Here is a 16142-nt window from a genome sequence, read left to right as displayed (position 1 = left end):
ACAGGCATGGTTACTGCTCTTCTTGGTCAGTCCTATGGGATTAGCTGGCGGGTTTGAAGAGTGTCGACAGGAGGCTGGATCGGCCAGCTGTTCGGCCTATCTCAACGGGGTGGTGGAGAGTGCTCTGATGTTGGGGGACAAGCAGGCTAAGGCTCGTTTCGGCGAGACCTTCTCCGAGCGGGCGCTGAGCAGCCGGGCTGGCGAGATGGTCAAGCGTTCCAACAAGCGTTATTGCGCTGACCGGATGCCGGACAAGGCACGCCTCAAGGCCAGTCTGATGGAGCAGTTTGGCGCGAACAAGGTTGACTCGGTCAGCGACATGTATGACATTCTGGCGGTTGAACTCAGCTGCTACCGGAGTCCGCGTCAAGCGGGAACCCCATCGGATGTCACACCTTAACTACAACCATCTCTACTATTTCTGGATGACTCAAAAGAAGGGCTCCGTTACCCAGGCAGCGGAAGCCCTTTTTTTGACCCCGCAGACGGTCACCGGCCAGATTAAGCTGCTGGAGCAGCGCCTCGGTGGCAAGCTGCTCAAGCGCAAGGGGCGTTCCCTTGAGGCGACAGAGCTGGGCCAGCTGGTGTTTCGCTATGCCGACAAGATGTTCAGCCTCTCCTACGAGATGCTCGATATCGTCAACTACCGCAAGGAGAGCCAGATCCTGTTCGACGTCGGCATCGCCGATGCCCTCTCCAAGCGCCTTGCCAGCCGCGTGCTGCTCTCCGTCATCCCCAATGATGGTTCCATCCATCTGCGTTGTTTCGAATCGACCCACGAACTGCTGCTGGAGCAGCTGAGCGAGCACAAGCTCGATATGATCCTCTCCGACTGTCCGGTGGACTCCAGCCAACATGCGGGGCTGCTCTCCAAACGGCTGGGCGGCTGTGGCGTCAGCTTCTTCTGCAAGGCGCCGCTGCCTGAAAAGCCCTTTCCAGCCTGTCTGGAAGAGCGCAAGCTGCTGATCCCCGGTCGTCGTACCGCCATGGGGCGTCAGCTGACCCAGTGGTTCGAGCAGCAGGGTGTCTCTCCCAGCATTCTTGGCGAGTTTGATGATGCCGCCTTGATGAAGGCGTTTGGCTTCTTCAATCAGGGCATCTTCATGGCTCCTACCATCTATCGGGAGGAGATCCTTGAGGGGGAGGGGGTGATGCTGATCGGGGAAACCCAGGATCTGATGGAGGAGTATTACGTCATCTTCGCCGAGCGGATGATCCAGCATCCGGCGGTGAAGCGGGTCTGCGAGAGCGATTTTACCTTTCTCTTTTCCGGCCAGGAGAACTTCTCCGCCATCCAGCCGGCCACCCTGTCGTTTTAAAACGGCCCGTCACCACGTATCATCGGCGATGAGTGGTAGAGGAGAGATGTGATGCAACTTGAAGAGATGGAAGCCAATGCGAGTAAAGCAGTGGCCTTGCTCAAGGCGCTGGCTAACGAACGGCGACTGTTTATTCTGTGCCAGTTGCTGGAGCGCGAACTGTCGGTGGGGGAGCTCAACGAGCGATTGGGATTGAGTCAGTCGGCCTTGTCACAGCATCTGGCGCTGCTGCGGCGGGATGAGCTGGTGACGACGCGCAAAGAGGCCCAGACGGTCTACTATTCGCTGCGCAGCCATGAAGTGCGTGAAATGATCAGCTTGCTGCATCGACTTTATTGCAGCGCAGATAAATAAAAAACCGGCACTAAGGCCGGTTTTTTCAGCTTTGATCAGCAGAAGCTGATTAAGCCATAGCTTTGATCTGGGCAGACAGGCGGCTCTTGTGACGAGCAGCTTTGTTCTTGTGGATCAGGCCTTTGGTCGCCATACGATCCATGATCGGCTGAGCAACAGCGAAAGCGGCAGTCGCAGCAGCTTTGTCGCCAGAGGCGATAGCAGCAATGACTTTCTTCAGGTAGGTACGGGTCATGGAACGACGGCTGGCGTTGTGCTGACGGCGTTTTTCTGACTGAAGAGCGCGCTTCTTAGCAGATTTGATGTTAGCCAAGGTAAAACTCCTAAAACTGTCTTAGCGAGTGTATTGAAAAGGCCCGGAAATATGCCCTTCCAACCACATATTGTCAAATGATTTGTGCAAATAAACACCGCCTCCCGGTGGTGTGTCAGTAGGGAGACGGTTAAACTGTCGGCCGATTCTAGCAGCATTCTTTTCATTCTGACAGTTCCAGAGGCCTCGTCTTGAGTAAGAAATTGATCAAATCCGGCATGATAGTGTCCGGAATGACGCTGGCATCCCGCGTAATGGGCTTGGTTCGCGATGTGGTGATCGCCAATCTGCTCGGTGCCGGGGTGGCCGCCGACGTCTTCTTTTTTGCCAATCGCATTCCCAACTTTCTGCGTCGTCTGTTCGCCGAAGGTGCTTTCAACCAAGCCTTTGTTCCCGTGATGACGGAGTACAAGAAAAATGGCGACGAGGGGGAGGTGCGTGAATTGCTGGCCGCAGTGGCGGGCACGCTGGGGGGCATAGTGACTGTGGTCACCCTGCTCGGGGTGCTGGGGTCGGGTGTGCTGACAGCTCTGTTTGGCTGGGGTTGGTTCTGGGACTGGCTGCATGGCGGCCCTGCGGCCGAGAAGTTCGAGCTCGCCAGTCTGATGCTCAAAATCACCTTCCCCTACCTCTGGTTTATCACTTTTACCGCCATGGCGGGGGCCATTCTCAACACCTTCGGCCGCTTTGCGGTCTCGTCGTTCACGCCGGTGTTTCTCAACATCACCATGATTGCGGCGGCCTGGTGGATTGCGCCGCTGATGGACAAACCTGAGATCTCGCTGGCGATTGGTGTCTTTTTGGGCGGTTTGGTGCAGTTTTTGTTCCAGTACCCCTTTTTGCGCCAAATCAACATGCTGGTATGGCCCAAGTGGGGATGGAATCACCCTGGGGTGGTGAAGATCCGCACCCTGATGATCCCCGCCCTGTTCGGGGTATCGGTCAGCCAGATCAACCTGTTGGTCAATACCATGCTGGCTTCTTTCCTCGCGACCGGTGCCATCAGTTACCTCTACTACTCGGATCGTCTGCTGGAGTTCCCCCTCGGGCTGTTTGCGGTAGCCATCAGTACCGTGATCCTGCCTGCGCTGGCCAAGAAGCATGTGGATGCCGATCCGGCCGACTTCTCCCGCACCATGGATTGGGGGGTGCGGATGGTGATGCTGCTCGGCTTGCCCGCCATGATAGGCATTGCGGTCATGCGCGAGCCCATTTTGCGAGTGCTGTTCATGCGCGGCGAATTTGGCCTGCATGAAGTGGCCATGTCGAGCGCCAGCCTGCTGGCCTCCACTACCGGTCTGCTCTCCCTGATGCTGATCAAGGTGCTGGCGCCCGGTTACTACGCCCGTCAGGACACCAAAACGCCGGTGCGGATCGGGGTGATGTCGATGATTGCCAACATGGTCTGCAACCTCATCTTCATCTACCCGCTCGGTTACGTGGGTCTGGCGCTCTCGACCGCCTGCTCGGGCACTCTGAATGCGGCCTTGCTGTTCAAGGGGCTGTACCAGCAGAGCGTCTATCGTCCCTCCCGCCATACCGGCGTGTTCTGCCTCAAGCTGCTGGTTGCCAGCGTGCTGATGGGGGGCGTGCTCGCCTATCTGTCGCCGGATCTGACCCAGTGGGGCGCATGGAGCATGGGCAAGGCCAGTTTGCAGCTGACCATGCTGCTGTCGCTAGGGGCTGCGGTCTATGCAGTGGTACTGCTGCTGCTGGGCATTCGACCGCGTCACCTTAAATCTGGGCAGCAGTAGCCGTGATCCTGCGGCGCCATGGGGATAGTGCCTCATGGCGCCGCAGATGGGCGGGCTTGGGCCCGGATAGTTGAAATCAGGCTATGAGGGCTGACCCTGCCTGCTGCCTGATATATAATCCGCCGATTTCCATGGCAGCAACGCACAAGGCACTGATGGAGCTTATTCGCGGCATTCACAATCTCAAGCCCCGTCACCGGGGATGTGTATTAACCATTGGCAACTTTGATGGGGTTCATCAGGGTCACCATGCGGTATTGGCACGTCTCAAGGAGAAAGCGGCCCAGCTGGGATTGCCCGCCTGCGTCATGCTGTTTGAGCCGCAGCCGCTGGAGCTGTTTGCCGGCACAGCTGCGCCCGCCCGGCTGAGCCGGTTGCGGGAAAAGTACGAAGCGCTGCTGGGGCTGCATATCGATCGCATGCTCTGCGTACGCTTCAGCCACCGCTTTGCCGAGCAGGGTGCCTCGACCTTCATCGAGCAGTTGCTGGTGGAGAAGCTCGGAGTGCGCTATCTGGTGGTCGGCGACGATTTTCGCTTCGGCAAGGGGCGGGAAGGGGACTTCCACCTGCTGGAGGAGGCGGGTCATCGCTTCGGCTTTGAGGTGATCAGTACCCAGAGCTTCCAGCTCGAACGGCAGCGGGTCAGCAGCACACTCGTACGCGAAGCACTCAAAGCGGGCCGGATGGCGGAGGTGGAGCTGATGCTTGGCCGCCCCTATACCATCAGCGGCCGGGTGGCCCACGGCGACAAGTTGGGGCGCACCATAGGTTTTCCCACCGCCAATCTGGCCCTCAAGCGCCAGGTGATCCCGGTCGGTGGCGTGTTTGCGGTGGAAGTGATATGTTCCGGCAAGACCTTCCCCGGTGTAGCCAATGTGGGTGTACGGCCGACCTTGAGCGGTACACAAGCCAGATTGGAAGTACATCTATTTGATTTTTCTGGTGATCTATATGGTCAGCAGGTCAAGGTGCTGCTTCGCCACAAGCTGCGCGAAGAGCAGAAGTTTGCCTCTTTCACTGCCTTGAAAGAGCAGATCGAACGAGATGCCCTGGCGGCCCGAGCCTGGTTCGGGCTGCCACAATTCAATTTACCCAGCACTCTTTTAGAAAAGAAGGGAACCCAGGACTGATGAGCGACTATAAACACACCCTGAATCTTCCGGAAACCGAGTTTCCGATGCGTGGCGATCTGGCCAAGCGCGAACCCAACATGCTGAAACGTTGGTACGATCAGGATCTCTACGGCACTATTCGCCGCGCCAAAGCGGGCAAGCCTTCTTTCATTCTGCATGATGGCCCCCCCTATGCGAACGGCAACATTCACATCGGTCACTCGGTCAACAAGATCCTCAAAGACATCATCATCAAGTCCAAGGGCCTCTCCGGTTTCGATTCCCCCTATGTGCCGGGTTGGGATTGCCACGGTCTGCCTATCGAACTGAAAGTAGAAGGTATGGTCGGCAAGCCGGGCGAGAAGGTTTCCGCTGCCGAATTCCGCGCCGAGTGCCGCAAATACGCCAAGACCCAGATCGAAGCGCAGAAGACCGACTTCATCCGTCTGGGTGTGCTGGGCGACTGGGAACACCCCTACCTGACCATGGATTTTGGCACCGAAGCCAACATCATCCGCTCCATGGCCAAGATCGTTGAAAACGGCCACCTGCACAAAGGCTCCAAGCCGGTGCACTGGTGTACCGATTGTGGCTCTGCGCTGGCTGAAGCCGAGGTTGAGTACTACGACAAGAACTCCCCCTCCATCGACGTGCGCTTCAAGGCGGTCGACGAGGCGGGCGTTGCCGCCAAGTTTGACTGCGCCGAAGGCCACACTGGCAAGGGCCCGATCTCTGCGGTGATCTGGACCACCACTCCGTGGACCCTGCCAGCCAACCGCGCCATCGCCATGCACGCCGATCTGGATTACGCACTGGTGCAGGTTGAAGGTGAGCACCCCGAGCGTCTGATCCTGGCCGCCGAGCTGGTCAAGGATGTGATGGATCGCGCCGGTATCGAGAAGTTCCACAATCTGGGCTATGCCAAGGGCGCCGCGCTCGAGTTGCTGCGCTTCAACCACCCCTTCTACAGCTTCGATGTGCCGGTGGTTCTGGGTGATCACGTCACCCTGGATGCCGGTACCGGCGCCGTACACACCGCCCCTGGCCACGGTCAGGAAGACTTCGTGGTCGGTCAGAAGTACGGTCTGGAAGTGGCCAACCCGGTTGGCAGCAACGGTGTTTACCTGCCGGATACCGAACTGTTTGCCGGCCAGCATGTGTTCAAGGCCAATGCCTCCGTGATCGAAGTGCTGACCGAGCGCGGCGCCCTGCTGCACCACAAGGTGTTCAACCACTCCTATCCGCACTGCTGGCGTCACAAGACCCCGATCATCTTCCGTGCTACTCCACAGTGGTTCATCAGCATGGAGCAGAAGGGTCTGCGCAAGCGCGCACTGGAAGAGATCGAGCGCATCGAGAAGGACGGTATTGCCCAGCAAGGCCAGAGCGGCTGGGTACCGGCCTGGGGTAAAAATCGCATTCAGGCGATGGTCGAGAACCGTCCTGACTGGTGTATCTCACGTCAGCGCACCTGGGGTGTGCCCATCTCCCTGTTCGTCCACAAAGAGACCCAGGAACTGCACCCGGAATCCGTGCGCCTGATGCACGAAGTAGCCAAGCGGGTCGAGCAGTCCGGCATTCAGGCATGGTGGGATCTCGACAAGGCCGAGCTGCTGGGTAGCGATGCCGACATGTACGACAAGGTGCCTGACACTCTGGATGTCTGGTTTGACTCCGGTTCTACCCACGCTTCCGTGGTTGATGCCCGTCCCGAGTTCAACGGCAAGCCGGCCGACATGTATCTGGAAGGTTCTGACCAGCACCGTGGCTGGTTCATGTCCTCCCTGATGATCGGTGTGGCCATGAAAGACAAGGCTCCCTATAACCAGGTGCTGACTCACGGCTTCACTGTGGATGGTCAGGGTCGCAAGATGTCCAAGTCCATCGGCAACGTGGTGAGCCCGCAGGACGTGATGAACAAGCTGGGTGCCGACATCCTGCGTCTGTGGGTAGCGAGCACTGACTACACCGGCGAAATGACTGTCTCCGACGAGATCCTCAAGCGCTCTGCCGATGCTTATCGTCGTATTCGCAATACTGCCCGCTTCCTGCTGGCCAACCTGAACGGCTTCAATCCGGCGACCGACATGGTGGCACCTGCCGACATGGTAGTGGTGGATCGTTGGGCTGTGGGTCGTGCCAAAGCGGTACAGGCCGAGATCATGGCGGCGTTCGATGAGTACAACTTCCACGGCGTAACCCAGAAGCTGATGCAGTTCTGCTCCATCGAGATGGGTTCCTTCTATCTGGACGTCATCAAGGATCGCCAGTACACCGCCAAGGCTGACAGCCTGGCCCGTCGCTCTTGCCAGACCGCCCTCTATCACATCGCCGAGGCCATGGTGCGCTGGATGGCGCCGATCATGAGCTTCACCGCCGATGAAATCTGGGCACTGCTGCCGGGTGAGCGCGGCGAGTTCGTCTTCACCGAAGAGTGGTACGACGGCCTGTTCGGGCTGGAAGCGGGTGAAACCCTCAACGACGATTTCTGGGCCGAGATCCTCACCGTGCGTGGTGAAGTGAACAAGGCGCTGGAGGTGGCCCGTGGCGAGAAGCGTATCGGCGGTTCCCTGCAGGCCGAACTGACCCTGTTCGCCAAGCCGGAGCTGGCTGCACGCCTGAACGCCCTGGCTGATGAGCTGCGCTTCGTGCTGCTCACCTCCAAAGCCAAGGTTGTGGAGGCTGACACTGCGCCGGAAGGCTCTGTGGCGACCGAGCGTGATGACCTGTGGCTGAGGGTGGCCCAGTCTGCCGCCGCCAAGTGCGACCGCTGCTGGCACCATGTGGAAGATGTGGGCACCATCGCGGGTCACGAAGATATCTGTGGTCGCTGTGTGACCAACGTCGAGGGTGACGGCGAAACGCGTCAATTTGCCTGATGAACATGACTCAACATAAAAGCGGCCTGCGTTGGCTGTGGCTGGCAGTGCTGGCCTTTGTACTGGACCAGGCGAGCAAGCTCGCCGTGGTCAAGTTGCTGCCATTTGGTTACCCGGGGGTGGAGATCACCCCCTTCTTCAATCTGGTTCACGTCTACAACAAGGGCGCCGCATTCAGCTTTCTGGCTGATCAGGGGGGCTGGCAGCGCTGGTTCTTCGCGGTGCTGGCTTTTGCCATCTGTGGATTGCTGATCCACTGGCTGCGCAAGCAGTCGGTGACCCAGCGTTGGAGCGGTATCGCCTATTCACTCATCATCGGCGGCGCCCTCGGCAACGTCTTTGATCGACTGGTGTTGGGCCATGTGGTCGATTTTCTCGACTTCTACTGGCAGCGTGCGCATTGGCCGGCATTTAATCTGGCCGACAGCTTTATCTTTATCGGGGCCGCCATGATCGTGCTGGACGGTTTCCGTGGTGAGAAAAAGGAGCAGGCATGAGCCAGCAGATCACCGCTAACAGCAGCGTGCTGTTCCACTTCTCCATCAAGCTGGAAGATGGCTCGGTTGCCGACAGCACGGCGCTGCACGGCAAACCTGCCCGCCTGCGGATGGGCGATGGCAGCCTGACCCCCACCTTCGAGCAGTGCCTTTTGGGGCTGAGCGAAGGGGAGAGCAAGAGTTTTACTCTGGCGCCGGAAGAGGCCTTTGGTCTCTCCAACCCCGACAACATCTACCATCTCGACCGTGCCAAATTTGGCGCCGATGTGGAGCCAAAAGTCGGCACCATCATCCTGTTCGATCAGCCCAATGGCAGCGAGCTGCCGGGCATTATCCGGGCGGTAGCCGGGATGTCGGTGACGGTCGATTTCAACCACCCGCTGGCCGGTCATACCGTCACCTTCGAGGTGGAGATCCTGGGCGTTGATGATGAGGAGAAGGTGCATTAATGGATATTCTGCTCGCTAACCCTCGCGGTTTTTGCGCCGGTGTCGATCGCGCCATCAGCATTGTCGAGAGCGCGTTGGAGAAGTTCGGTGCCCCCATCTATGTCCGCCACGAAGTGGTGCATAACCGCTATGTGGTGAACAAGCTGAAAGATGCGGGTGCCGTCTTCGTCGAGGAGCTCGATGAGGTGCCGGATGACAGCATCGTCATTTTCTCTGCTCACGGCGTGGCCAAAACAGTGCGCGAGATGGCCAAGTCCCGCGCCCTCAAGGTATTTGATGCCACCTGTCCGCTGGTGACCAAGGTTCACATGGAAGTCCATCGCGCCAGTCGCAAGGGCTCCGAAGCCGTGCTTATCGGTCATGCTGGCCACCCCGAGGTGATAGGGACCATGGGGCAATACGAGAATCGCGAAGGTGGCATGTATCTGGTAGAAACACCGGAAGATGTGGCCAAGCTCAAGGTAAAGAATCCGGATGACCTCTGCTTCGTCACCCAGACCACCCTGAGCGTGGATGAGACCTCTGACGTCATCGATGCGCTGCGCAAGCACTTCCCCAAGATCCAGGGGCCGCGCAAGGACGATATCTGCTACGCCACCCAAAACCGTCAGGATGCGGTGCGGGAGATGGCGGGGCTGGTGGACGCCATGCTGGTGGTGGGGTCTCGCAACTCCTCCAACTCCAACCGTCTGCGCGAGCTGGCCGAGAAGGTGGGCGCCAGAGCCTATCTTATCGACGATGCGTCGATGATTGAGGCGAGCTGGCTGGAAGGGGTGAAGGCGATAGGCGTCACTGCCGGCGCATCCGCCCCCGAGGTGCTGGTGCAGTCCGTGATTGCCCGCTTGCGGGAGCTGGGAGGCAAGGTGGTCGCCGAGCATCCTGGCCGTGAAGAGAACGTGGTGTTTGAAGTGCCGCCAGAGCTGCGGATCCTCTGATCCCTCTCATCTCGCTGGATGTCGGTTTATTGCCAGAGCCACCTCGTTGAGGTGGCTTTGTTTTTTTTGGCTCTAACGAGTCCTATTTTCATGTTCGCAACCAGATTGCAGCGAAAATTGATGATGCAGCTCGAACTTTTGCATTGCCGGGATTGAAACACCAAGTGCCCGGCATAGACTGCCAGCAAGCCCTTACTCTGGCTTAGCACACATGGAGTGTGTCTGTCCTCCTGGAACAAATCAGAGCGAAACAGGATGTTTTTGCGTTCAGGTTTTAGCCTTATCGAGCTTATGGTCACCATAGCGCTCGTTTCTTTGTTACTCACGTTGGGGGTTCCTTCCTTCAACGCTTTGCTGCGCACTATTTCTCTCAATACTCAGGCTAACAACTTTGTTGCGGCCATCAACCTTGCCCGCTCAGAAGCCATTCGCCGCAACACGGTAGTGACCCTCTCCGCCTCTGCCGATAACCTGACCCAGCATCACTGGGAGGCTGGCTGGCAGATCTGGGTCGATGGCAACGGTAACGGCATACTGGATAATGGTGAGTTGTTGCGAGGCTTTCCCGACATGGGGGGCGGGGTATTGAGCAGCAATACCTCCCTGCTGCGTTTTAATAGCGAGGGTTTTCTTGATGGCCGCACTCCGTTGGCACGGGTATTTTCCCTGCGTCCTGATGAGTGTCGAAATGAGCCCTCCCGTGATATCAACATCACAGTGGCTGGTCGCCCTTCCATTACCGAGGCTAGCTGCCCATGATGCGAGAACGGGGTTTGTCACTGCTTGAAATCATGATCTCGGTACTGGTGCTCTCCATCGGTATTCTGGGCATGGCGACTCTGCAACTGCAGGCTCTCAAGAGTAACCAGTCGGCGCTGACGCGTACCGAGGCGACCCAGTATGCATACATGATCAACGACATGATGCGGGCTAATCGCAGCGCGGCTCTGAACGGGCAATACAATATCGACTTGGGCGAAACTGTCTCGGGTAGCTCTATGGCGGTTCAGGATCTGCAACACTGGAAGCGGGTCGTAGCCGAGCTACCAGGTGGCGATGGCGCCGTATCGGTCAGTGCCGGAAGGGCCACCATCACTATTCAGTGGGATAGCAGTCGGCTGTCGACTGATCCTGCGTCGCGCAGCATGATCCTGAGGACGGACCTATGAGCAGGAGCGGTTTGCCGCTACACCAGCACGGGATCGGCTTGGTCGAGGTGATGATCGCCTTGGTGCTCTCGCTGATAACGGTGGGGGTCATGATTCAGGTGTTTCTCGGCAATCACAAAACCTATCTCACTGGCGAGGCCATTGCCCGGGTGCGGGAAGATAGCGGATTTGCCACCAATCTGCTGCAAAAAGAGCTGCGTATGGTGGGCTATCAGGGGTGTCTCAGCAAACAGGGGGTCAATATCACCAATACCCTCAATAACAGTACGGCACTGCCCTACAACTTCACCACCTTTTTGCGTGGTTACGACAATGTGACGTCCACTTTGCCAGCCGAGCTGTCTGCTCTGTTCAGCGGTTCCGAGCCCAGACCCATGCCGGGTAGCGATATCCTGTTGGTTCAGGGGCCGGTTGGGGTTGGGGTTCCGCTCAGTCGTGATAATCATAACAGTGCCGCCCAGCTGTTTGTGCAGCAGCTATCCAGCAAGGCCGACTATTGTGGTTCCGGCGCACAGGGTTATAGCGATCTGTGCGAGGGAGATATCGTCATGGTCTCCGACTGTCAGAAGGCCAGAATATTTCAGGTCACCAAAGTACAGGGCGTGGCAGGGGGGCGTGAGGTCAATATCGTCCACTCCAATGACAACAAATATACGCCAGGCAATGCCAGCAGTTCCTGGGGGGGGGCCAGCAGCCCACCCGAGGAGCGGTTTGGTCTTGGCTCGGTCGTGAACAGGGTGGAAACCCGTCTCTACTATATCGCCCGCCCCTCAGCCAGCAGCCCCTATGCGCTTTATCGCAAGAACGGGGTGGCTGCAGGTATGCCCCTTATCGAAGGGGTGGCCAATATGCAACTTACATTCGGCGAGGATCAGAACCGGGATCGGGCGGCAGATCGCTATGTGAGCGCCGCCAGCAATCCAAACTGGAACAATGTACTGGGGATTGGAGTACAGCTTCTTATGCGCAGTAACCAAGGCAATGTGGTGTCGTCTCCGCAGGCCCTTAGCTTTGCCGGAACCACCTTCCGGGCGACCGATCGCAACTGGTACTGGGTCGCCGAAACCACAGTTGCGCTGCGCAATCGGCTACCTTGAGGAGCCCAGTCATGATGGATCGACAGCAGGGGATGGCGCTGGTGATCAGCCTGATTTTTCTGGTCATGGTGAGCCTGCTGGGTATGGCCAGCATGCGTGGGGCGCAGTTGCAAGAGAAGATGGCGGGTAACCAGAAAGAGGCACTGCAGGCATTGCAGGCGGCAGAAGCGGGCCTGCGCGCTGCCGAGCGCTATATCGAGGCTGGCAACTCGGGTCCCTATGACAACAGCGCGGGCCTGTATGAATTTATCGACACCGCGGTGGATCCTGCCTCCCCTTCGACCGCCTGGCGTACCTATACCAACAGTGGTCTGGCGGGGCGCGCTCCCGAATACTTTATCGAACGGTTGCCCTATACCCAGGGGGGGAGCGAGGATCTGGCAGTCGATGAGCCCATCAGTGAGCGTCGTCTATATCGTATTACTGCAAGGGGATTTGGTCTCTCTGACGAGAGCCGGGTGCTGTTGCAATCGACCTATAGTCGCTAGGAGGCGGTGTATGGGCAAACTTGGTTTTGGCCTTTCAGTGATGCTCTGCTGTGCTTCGGCACAGGCGGCGCTCGATATTGCCCAGGTTCCCCTCTATCTCGGCACCCGGGCCGATCCCAATATCATGTTTACCCTGGATGATTCAGGCTCGATGCATTTCGAGTTGATGCCGGAGGGGTTGATCGAGAACAGCGCTCGCTACGTCTACCCCAGAGCCGACAATGTCTATGGCAGCGAGGATTATGACAACCGGACCGTGACCTTCACCAGCAATAACGACCGCAATGCCTATACCCGCTCAAGCAACAACAACAAACTCTACTACAACCCGCAGCAGAGCTATCGGCCCTGGGCCAAGGCGGATGGTACCCCGATGGCGAATGCCAGCATCAGCTGTGCACCGCACAACCCCTTCAATACCGCCGCCGGCTGTCGTGACCTGACCAAGAACAACCGCTCCAAGTCCCTGCGTTACTACACCGGATTCTCTTCCACCGATTACAACGATGACGAGACCTTCTGGCCAGCCGTCTACTTTGCCTACAAGGGCAGTGGTGACGTGAAGAAAGTGAGCAGTTATACCCGGGTCGAGATAAAGTCCGGCAGCACCTATGGCGGGCGGTCCAATCGCAGTGATTGTAAGAGCGCCCCCGTTTGTACCTATGACGAGGAGATCCAGAACTTTGCCAACTGGTATACCTACTACCGCTCCCGGATCCTAGCGGCTCGTGCCGGGGTCGGCCGTGCCTTTGCCAGCCAAGGGCAGGCCCTGCGGGTGGGGTTTGCCACCATCAACGCTAGCGGCAGTGTGATCCGCGGGGTGGCGCCTTTCTCCGGAACCGATCGCAGCGCCTTTTTCAGCGACCTTTACAGCCGCGATATTCCGGCCGCCGGCACGCCGCTGCGCACCAGTCTGAAGGACGTGGGGGAGTACTTCTCCCGCACCGACAAAAACGGCCCCTGGGCGGCCAGTGCCGGCAGCACCTTGCCCCACCTCACCTGCCGGCAGAGCTACAACATCCTGATGACTGATGGCTACTGGAACGGAAATTCTCCCTGGGTCGGCGATCAGGACAAAGATAGCATCGAGAATACGCTGGCCGATGTGGCCTACCAGTACTGGAAGACCGATCTGCGCCCCGATCTCGCCAACAAGGTGCCGACCAGCACGGCGGATCCGGCCAATTGGCAGCATCTGGTCAACTTTACCGTCGGACTCGGCGTCAACGGTTCCCTCAATCCTGCCAACGGTATCCCGAGCCGTTGGCCCAATCCCCATGATCCGGATGACAAGGAGTACAAGAATGCGACCTACATTCCGGAGTACAAGATTGATGACCTGTGGCACGCGGCACTCAACAGCAAGGGCAGTTTTTTCAGCGCGGGTGACCCCGACATCTTTGCTGCAGCTCTGAGCAGTACCCTTGCCCAGATCGCAGCGCGCAACAGCTCCGCCAGCTCGGTAACCGCCAACGCAACCCGGCTGGACAGCAATACCCACATCTACCAAGCCCGCTACAACAGCGGCGACTGGTCGGGGCAACTGGTCTCGATCCCGCTTAACAGCGATGGCACCCTTGGGGAGATCGCTTGGGATGCCGCTACCTTGATCCCCGAGCCTTCGGCACGCAATATCTTCACCCGGCAAGATGGTGTCGGCATCCCCTTTCGTTGGGATACGCTGAATGTGACCAACCGGGCTCTATTCAATGTCGCTGGTGACAACCAGGGAGAAAGCCGTGTCGCCTATCTGCGCGGTGATCGCAGTGGTGAGCAGCGCAATGGTGGTGCGTTTCGTAATCGTAGTGATCTGCTCGGCGACATCATCAATTCTGATCCCGTCTACGTGGGCAAGCGTGATTACGGTTACAGCAGTGCAGCCGGTCTGACCCAGACCGAGCGGGAGGGTTACCAAGCTTTTCTAAGCTCGACGGCGATTACCCGGCGCCCACCCATGCTCTATGTCGGTGCCAATGACGGTATGCTGCACGGATTTCGAGTCGCCGACGGTGTCGAGCGACTGGCCTATATCCCGTCCAGCCTGCTGGGCGAGCTGAATCAGTTGACCAGACCGAATTACAGCCATCGCTACTATGTGGATGGGACGCCCAGGGTAGGCGATGCCTATCTGGGCAGTCGCTGGAAGAGCATCTTGCTGGGATCCACCGGTGCCGGTGGCAAGGCGGTATTTGCCATCGATGTGACGGCCCCGGATAACTTCACCGCCGACAAGATGCTGTGGGAGTTCACCGATAGCGAAATGGGGGTTGCACTGGCGGCACCCACTCTGGTGCGGGTCAAAGCCGATAACAAATGGGTTGCTCTGGTTGCGAATGGTTACAACAGCACCAGTCAGACTGCGAGGCTGTTTGTGCTGGATCTGGCGACTGGCGCCATCATCAAAGAGATTGATACCGAGGTAGGGTCTTCCAGCGAGCCCAACGGTCTATCTTCCCCCTTGCCGGTAGATCAAGACGGGGACAGGGTTGTCGACTATGTCTATGCCGGTGACCTGCACGGCAATCTGTGGAAATTCGATCTGACTGACAAAAACAGTGCCCAGTGGGGAAGTGCTTTGAAAACGGGCAACAAGCCCAAGCCGCTGTTCCAGGCTTGTAATGGCAGCTGCAGTGCCGGTACGCGTCAGCCGATCACCATGCGTCCTTTGGCTATTCGGCACCCTAAAGGGGGGGTTATGGTGATGATGGGGACTGGCAGTTATTTTACCAATGATGACAAACTGGTTCCCGCCACGCCGAGGCTGGAAGCGGTGTACGGTATCTGGGATACGGGGGCTACCGTGCTCAGTAGCCAGCTGTTGCAGCAGAGCATCACCCATGAGTTTGTGGCCAACGGCACCACTATCAAGTTCAACGTGAGGGTTGTCTCCAACCGGAATGTCAATTACACCAGCCAAAAGGGTTGGTACCTGCTATTGAAATCGCCAAGCTTGAGCAAGGGGGTCGGTGAGCGGGCCGTCTCCGAGATGCTCTATCGGCATAAGCGATTGATCTTCAATACCTTGATCCCGTCGGCGGATGCCTGTGACTTTGGTGGCCGCTCCTGGCTGATGGAGCTGGATCCCATCTCGGGGGCCAGACTCACCTACTCGGTGTTTGATGTTAACGGCGACGGGGCCGTCAACGATGATGATTACGTCGCGATCGAGGATGAAGCCGGCAATGACATCAAGGTGCCGGTCAGCGGCAAGCAATTTGATGAGCTCACCACGACGCCAAGCGTAGTGGAAGATGCCGAGATGGAGCGCAAATATATCAGCGGCTCCAGCGGAAATATCTCGGTCACGCTGGAAGAGGGGGCTGGCGATCTGGGTGGCCGCCAGTCCTGGTTGCAACTGGAGTAGAGGTTGGCATGGAACGTGGTTTTACCCTGATTGAGTTGATGATAGTGGTCGCAGTGGTCGCCATTCTGGCCGCGATCGCGTATCCCAGTTACAACAACTACATGGCGGCTGCCAAGCGGGCCGAAGCCAAGGCAGTGTTGCTGGAAGCGGCGCAATATCTGGAGCGGGAGTTTACTGCCAATGGCAATTACGACGCCGGTAACCTAGCCTCTGCCGGCTTGGCGACCCTGCCGAGGGATGGGGGGGCTGCGTATTACAATGTAGCGCTCAATGCCAGTGGGGCCCGTTATACCCTGACCGCCATTCCGACCGGTGTGATGAATGGCGATCCCTGTGGATTGTTGACTCTCGATCAGAGCGGACTGCAGGGGGTATCACGAGCCACCATGACAGCCACCGAATGCTGGTAGCG

16 protein-coding genes are annotated in these 16142 nt (G+C 58.2%); 15 read left to right on the top strand and 1 reads right to left on the bottom strand.

The features are described from left to right. Window positions 1-34: 34 nt before the first annotated feature. The 3 genes from G5179_RS06785 to G5179_RS06775 are packed head-to-tail and all read left to right on the top strand — an operon-like array spanning window position 35 to window position 1673. Window positions 35-400, top strand: a complete 366-nt coding sequence (locus G5179_RS06785) for a hypothetical protein (protein WP_216954529.1) — start codon at window positions 35-37, stop codon at window positions 398-400. After that, entirely contained in the window at window positions 387-1319 is a 933-nt protein-coding gene (gene nhaR, locus G5179_RS06780) for a transcriptional activator NhaR (RefSeq protein ID WP_005340434.1), read from the top strand. The genes G5179_RS06785 and nhaR overlap by 14 nt, the downstream gene beginning before the upstream one ends. 51 nt (window positions 1320-1370) lie before the next feature. Then, entirely contained in the window at window positions 1371-1673 is a 303-nt protein-coding gene (locus tag G5179_RS06775; RefSeq protein ID WP_013724128.1) for an ArsR/SmtB family transcription factor, read from the top strand. A gap of 49 nt (window positions 1674-1722) precedes the next feature. On the opposite strand, the gene rpsT is transcribed toward G5179_RS06775, so the two are convergent. Beyond that, window positions 1723-1986: a 30S ribosomal protein S20 gene (rpsT, locus tag G5179_RS06770; RefSeq protein ID WP_005308808.1), complete on the bottom strand. Its 264-nt coding sequence runs from the start codon at window positions 1984-1986 to the stop codon at window positions 1723-1725. A 191-nt stretch (window positions 1987-2177) separates the two neighbouring features. Here rpsT and murJ point away from each other — a divergent pair, with 191 nt between their 5' ends. From murJ to tppA, 12 genes are all read left to right on the top strand, one after another. After that, window positions 2178-3740 carry a murein biosynthesis integral membrane protein MurJ gene (gene murJ, locus G5179_RS06765; protein WP_042053341.1) on the top strand — a complete coding sequence of 521 codons (1563 nt, stop codon included), beginning with the start codon at window positions 2178-2180 and terminating at the stop codon, window positions 3738-3740. 155 nt (window positions 3741-3895) lie between these two features. Next, window positions 3896-4870, top strand: a complete 975-nt coding sequence (gene ribF, locus G5179_RS06760; protein WP_421258119.1) for a bifunctional riboflavin kinase/FAD synthetase — start codon at window positions 3896-3898, stop codon at window positions 4868-4870. Beyond that, window positions 4870-7731: an isoleucine--tRNA ligase gene (ileS, locus tag G5179_RS06755; RefSeq protein WP_421258085.1), complete on the top strand. Its 2862-nt coding sequence runs from the start codon at window positions 4870-4872 to the stop codon at window positions 7729-7731. The genes ribF and ileS overlap by 1 nt, the downstream gene beginning before the upstream one ends. Further along, the gene (gene lspA / locus G5179_RS06750; RefSeq protein ID WP_005340447.1) at window positions 7731-8228 is read left to right on the top strand and encodes a signal peptidase II; all 498 of its coding nucleotides are present in this window, start codon (window positions 7731-7733) and stop codon (window positions 8226-8228) included. The genes ileS and lspA overlap by 1 nt, the downstream gene beginning before the upstream one ends. Beyond that, window positions 8225-8677, top strand: coding sequence for an FKBP-type peptidyl-prolyl cis-trans isomerase (fkpB, locus tag G5179_RS06745; RefSeq protein WP_005341354.1), 453 nt, complete (start codon window positions 8225-8227; stop codon window positions 8675-8677). Before lspA ends, fkpB begins: the two co-directional genes overlap by 4 nt. Beyond that, window positions 8677-9612: a 4-hydroxy-3-methylbut-2-enyl diphosphate reductase gene (gene ispH / locus G5179_RS06740; protein ID WP_421202924.1), complete on the top strand. Its 936-nt coding sequence runs from the start codon at window positions 8677-8679 to the stop codon at window positions 9610-9612. The genes fkpB and ispH overlap by 1 nt, the downstream gene beginning before the upstream one ends. A 255-nt stretch (window positions 9613-9867) precedes the next feature. Then, window positions 9868-10371: a type IVa pilus pseudopilin TppE gene (gene tppE / locus G5179_RS06735; RefSeq protein ID WP_100646794.1), complete on the top strand. Its 504-nt coding sequence runs from the start codon at window positions 9868-9870 to the stop codon at window positions 10369-10371. After that, window positions 10368-10781, top strand: coding sequence for a type IV pilus modification protein PilV (pilV, locus tag G5179_RS06730; RefSeq protein WP_100654571.1), 414 nt, complete (start codon window positions 10368-10370; stop codon window positions 10779-10781). Before tppE ends, pilV begins: the two co-directional genes overlap by 4 nt. Beyond that, window positions 10778-11878, top strand: coding sequence for a PilW family protein (locus tag G5179_RS06725; protein WP_421172256.1), 1101 nt, complete (start codon window positions 10778-10780; stop codon window positions 11876-11878). The genes pilV and G5179_RS06725 overlap by 4 nt, the downstream gene beginning before the upstream one ends. Before the next feature lie 11 nt (window positions 11879-11889). Then, window positions 11890-12366 (top strand): pilus assembly PilX family protein, encoded by a 477-nt coding sequence (locus tag G5179_RS06720; protein ID WP_123173790.1) that lies wholly within the window; start codon window positions 11890-11892, stop codon window positions 12364-12366. 10 nt (window positions 12367-12376) lie between these two features. Beyond that, window positions 12377-15730 (top strand): pilus assembly protein, encoded by a 3354-nt coding sequence (locus tag G5179_RS06715; RefSeq protein WP_421206087.1) that lies wholly within the window; start codon window positions 12377-12379, stop codon window positions 15728-15730. An 8-nt stretch (window positions 15731-15738) separates the two neighbouring features. Then, entirely contained in the window at window positions 15739-16140 is a 402-nt protein-coding gene (gene tppA / locus G5179_RS06710) for a type IVa pilus pseudopilin TppA (RefSeq protein WP_100654567.1), read from the top strand. Window positions 16141-16142: the final 2 nt, after the last annotated feature.

This window comes from Aeromonas sp. 600886, assembly GCF_049174935.1.
GTDB lineage: Bacteria > Pseudomonadota > Gammaproteobacteria > Enterobacterales > Aeromonadaceae > Aeromonas > Aeromonas veronii_A.
This window is presented reverse-complemented; position numbering and strand designations above follow the sequence as displayed.

Coding starts and splice junctions, on each gene's coding strand:
- ispH (WP_421202924.1), top strand. CDS start 8,677: ATGGATATTCTGCTCGCTAACCCTCGCGGTTTTTGCGCCGGTGTCGAT.
- G5179_RS06725 (WP_421172256.1), top strand. CDS start 10,778: ATGAGCAGGAGCGGTTTGCCGCTACACCAGCACGGGATCGGCTTGGTC.
- ribF (WP_421258119.1), top strand. CDS start 3,896: ATGGAGCTTATTCGCGGCATTCACAATCTCAAGCCCCGTCACCGGGGA.
- G5179_RS06715 (WP_421206087.1), top strand. CDS start 12,377: ATGGGCAAACTTGGTTTTGGCCTTTCAGTGATGCTCTGCTGTGCTTCG.
- fkpB (WP_005341354.1), top strand. CDS start 8,225: ATGAGCCAGCAGATCACCGCTAACAGCAGCGTGCTGTTCCACTTCTCC.
- tppE (WP_100646794.1), top strand. CDS start 9,868: ATGTTTTTGCGTTCAGGTTTTAGCCTTATCGAGCTTATGGTCACCATA.
- tppA (WP_100654567.1), top strand. CDS start 15,739: ATGGAACGTGGTTTTACCCTGATTGAGTTGATGATAGTGGTCGCAGTG.
- G5179_RS06720 (WP_123173790.1), top strand. CDS start 11,890: ATGATGGATCGACAGCAGGGGATGGCGCTGGTGATCAGCCTGATTTTT.
- nhaR (WP_005340434.1), top strand. CDS start 387: ATGTCACACCTTAACTACAACCATCTCTACTATTTCTGGATGACTCAA.
- lspA (WP_005340447.1), top strand. CDS start 7,731: ATGAACATGACTCAACATAAAAGCGGCCTGCGTTGGCTGTGGCTGGCA.
- G5179_RS06785 (WP_216954529.1), top strand. CDS start 35: ATGGGATTAGCTGGCGGGTTTGAAGAGTGTCGACAGGAGGCTGGATCG.
- G5179_RS06775 (WP_013724128.1), top strand. CDS start 1,371: ATGCAACTTGAAGAGATGGAAGCCAATGCGAGTAAAGCAGTGGCCTTG.
- pilV (WP_100654571.1), top strand. CDS start 10,368: ATGATGCGAGAACGGGGTTTGTCACTGCTTGAAATCATGATCTCGGTA.
- ileS (WP_421258085.1), top strand. CDS start 4,870: ATGAGCGACTATAAACACACCCTGAATCTTCCGGAAACCGAGTTTCCG.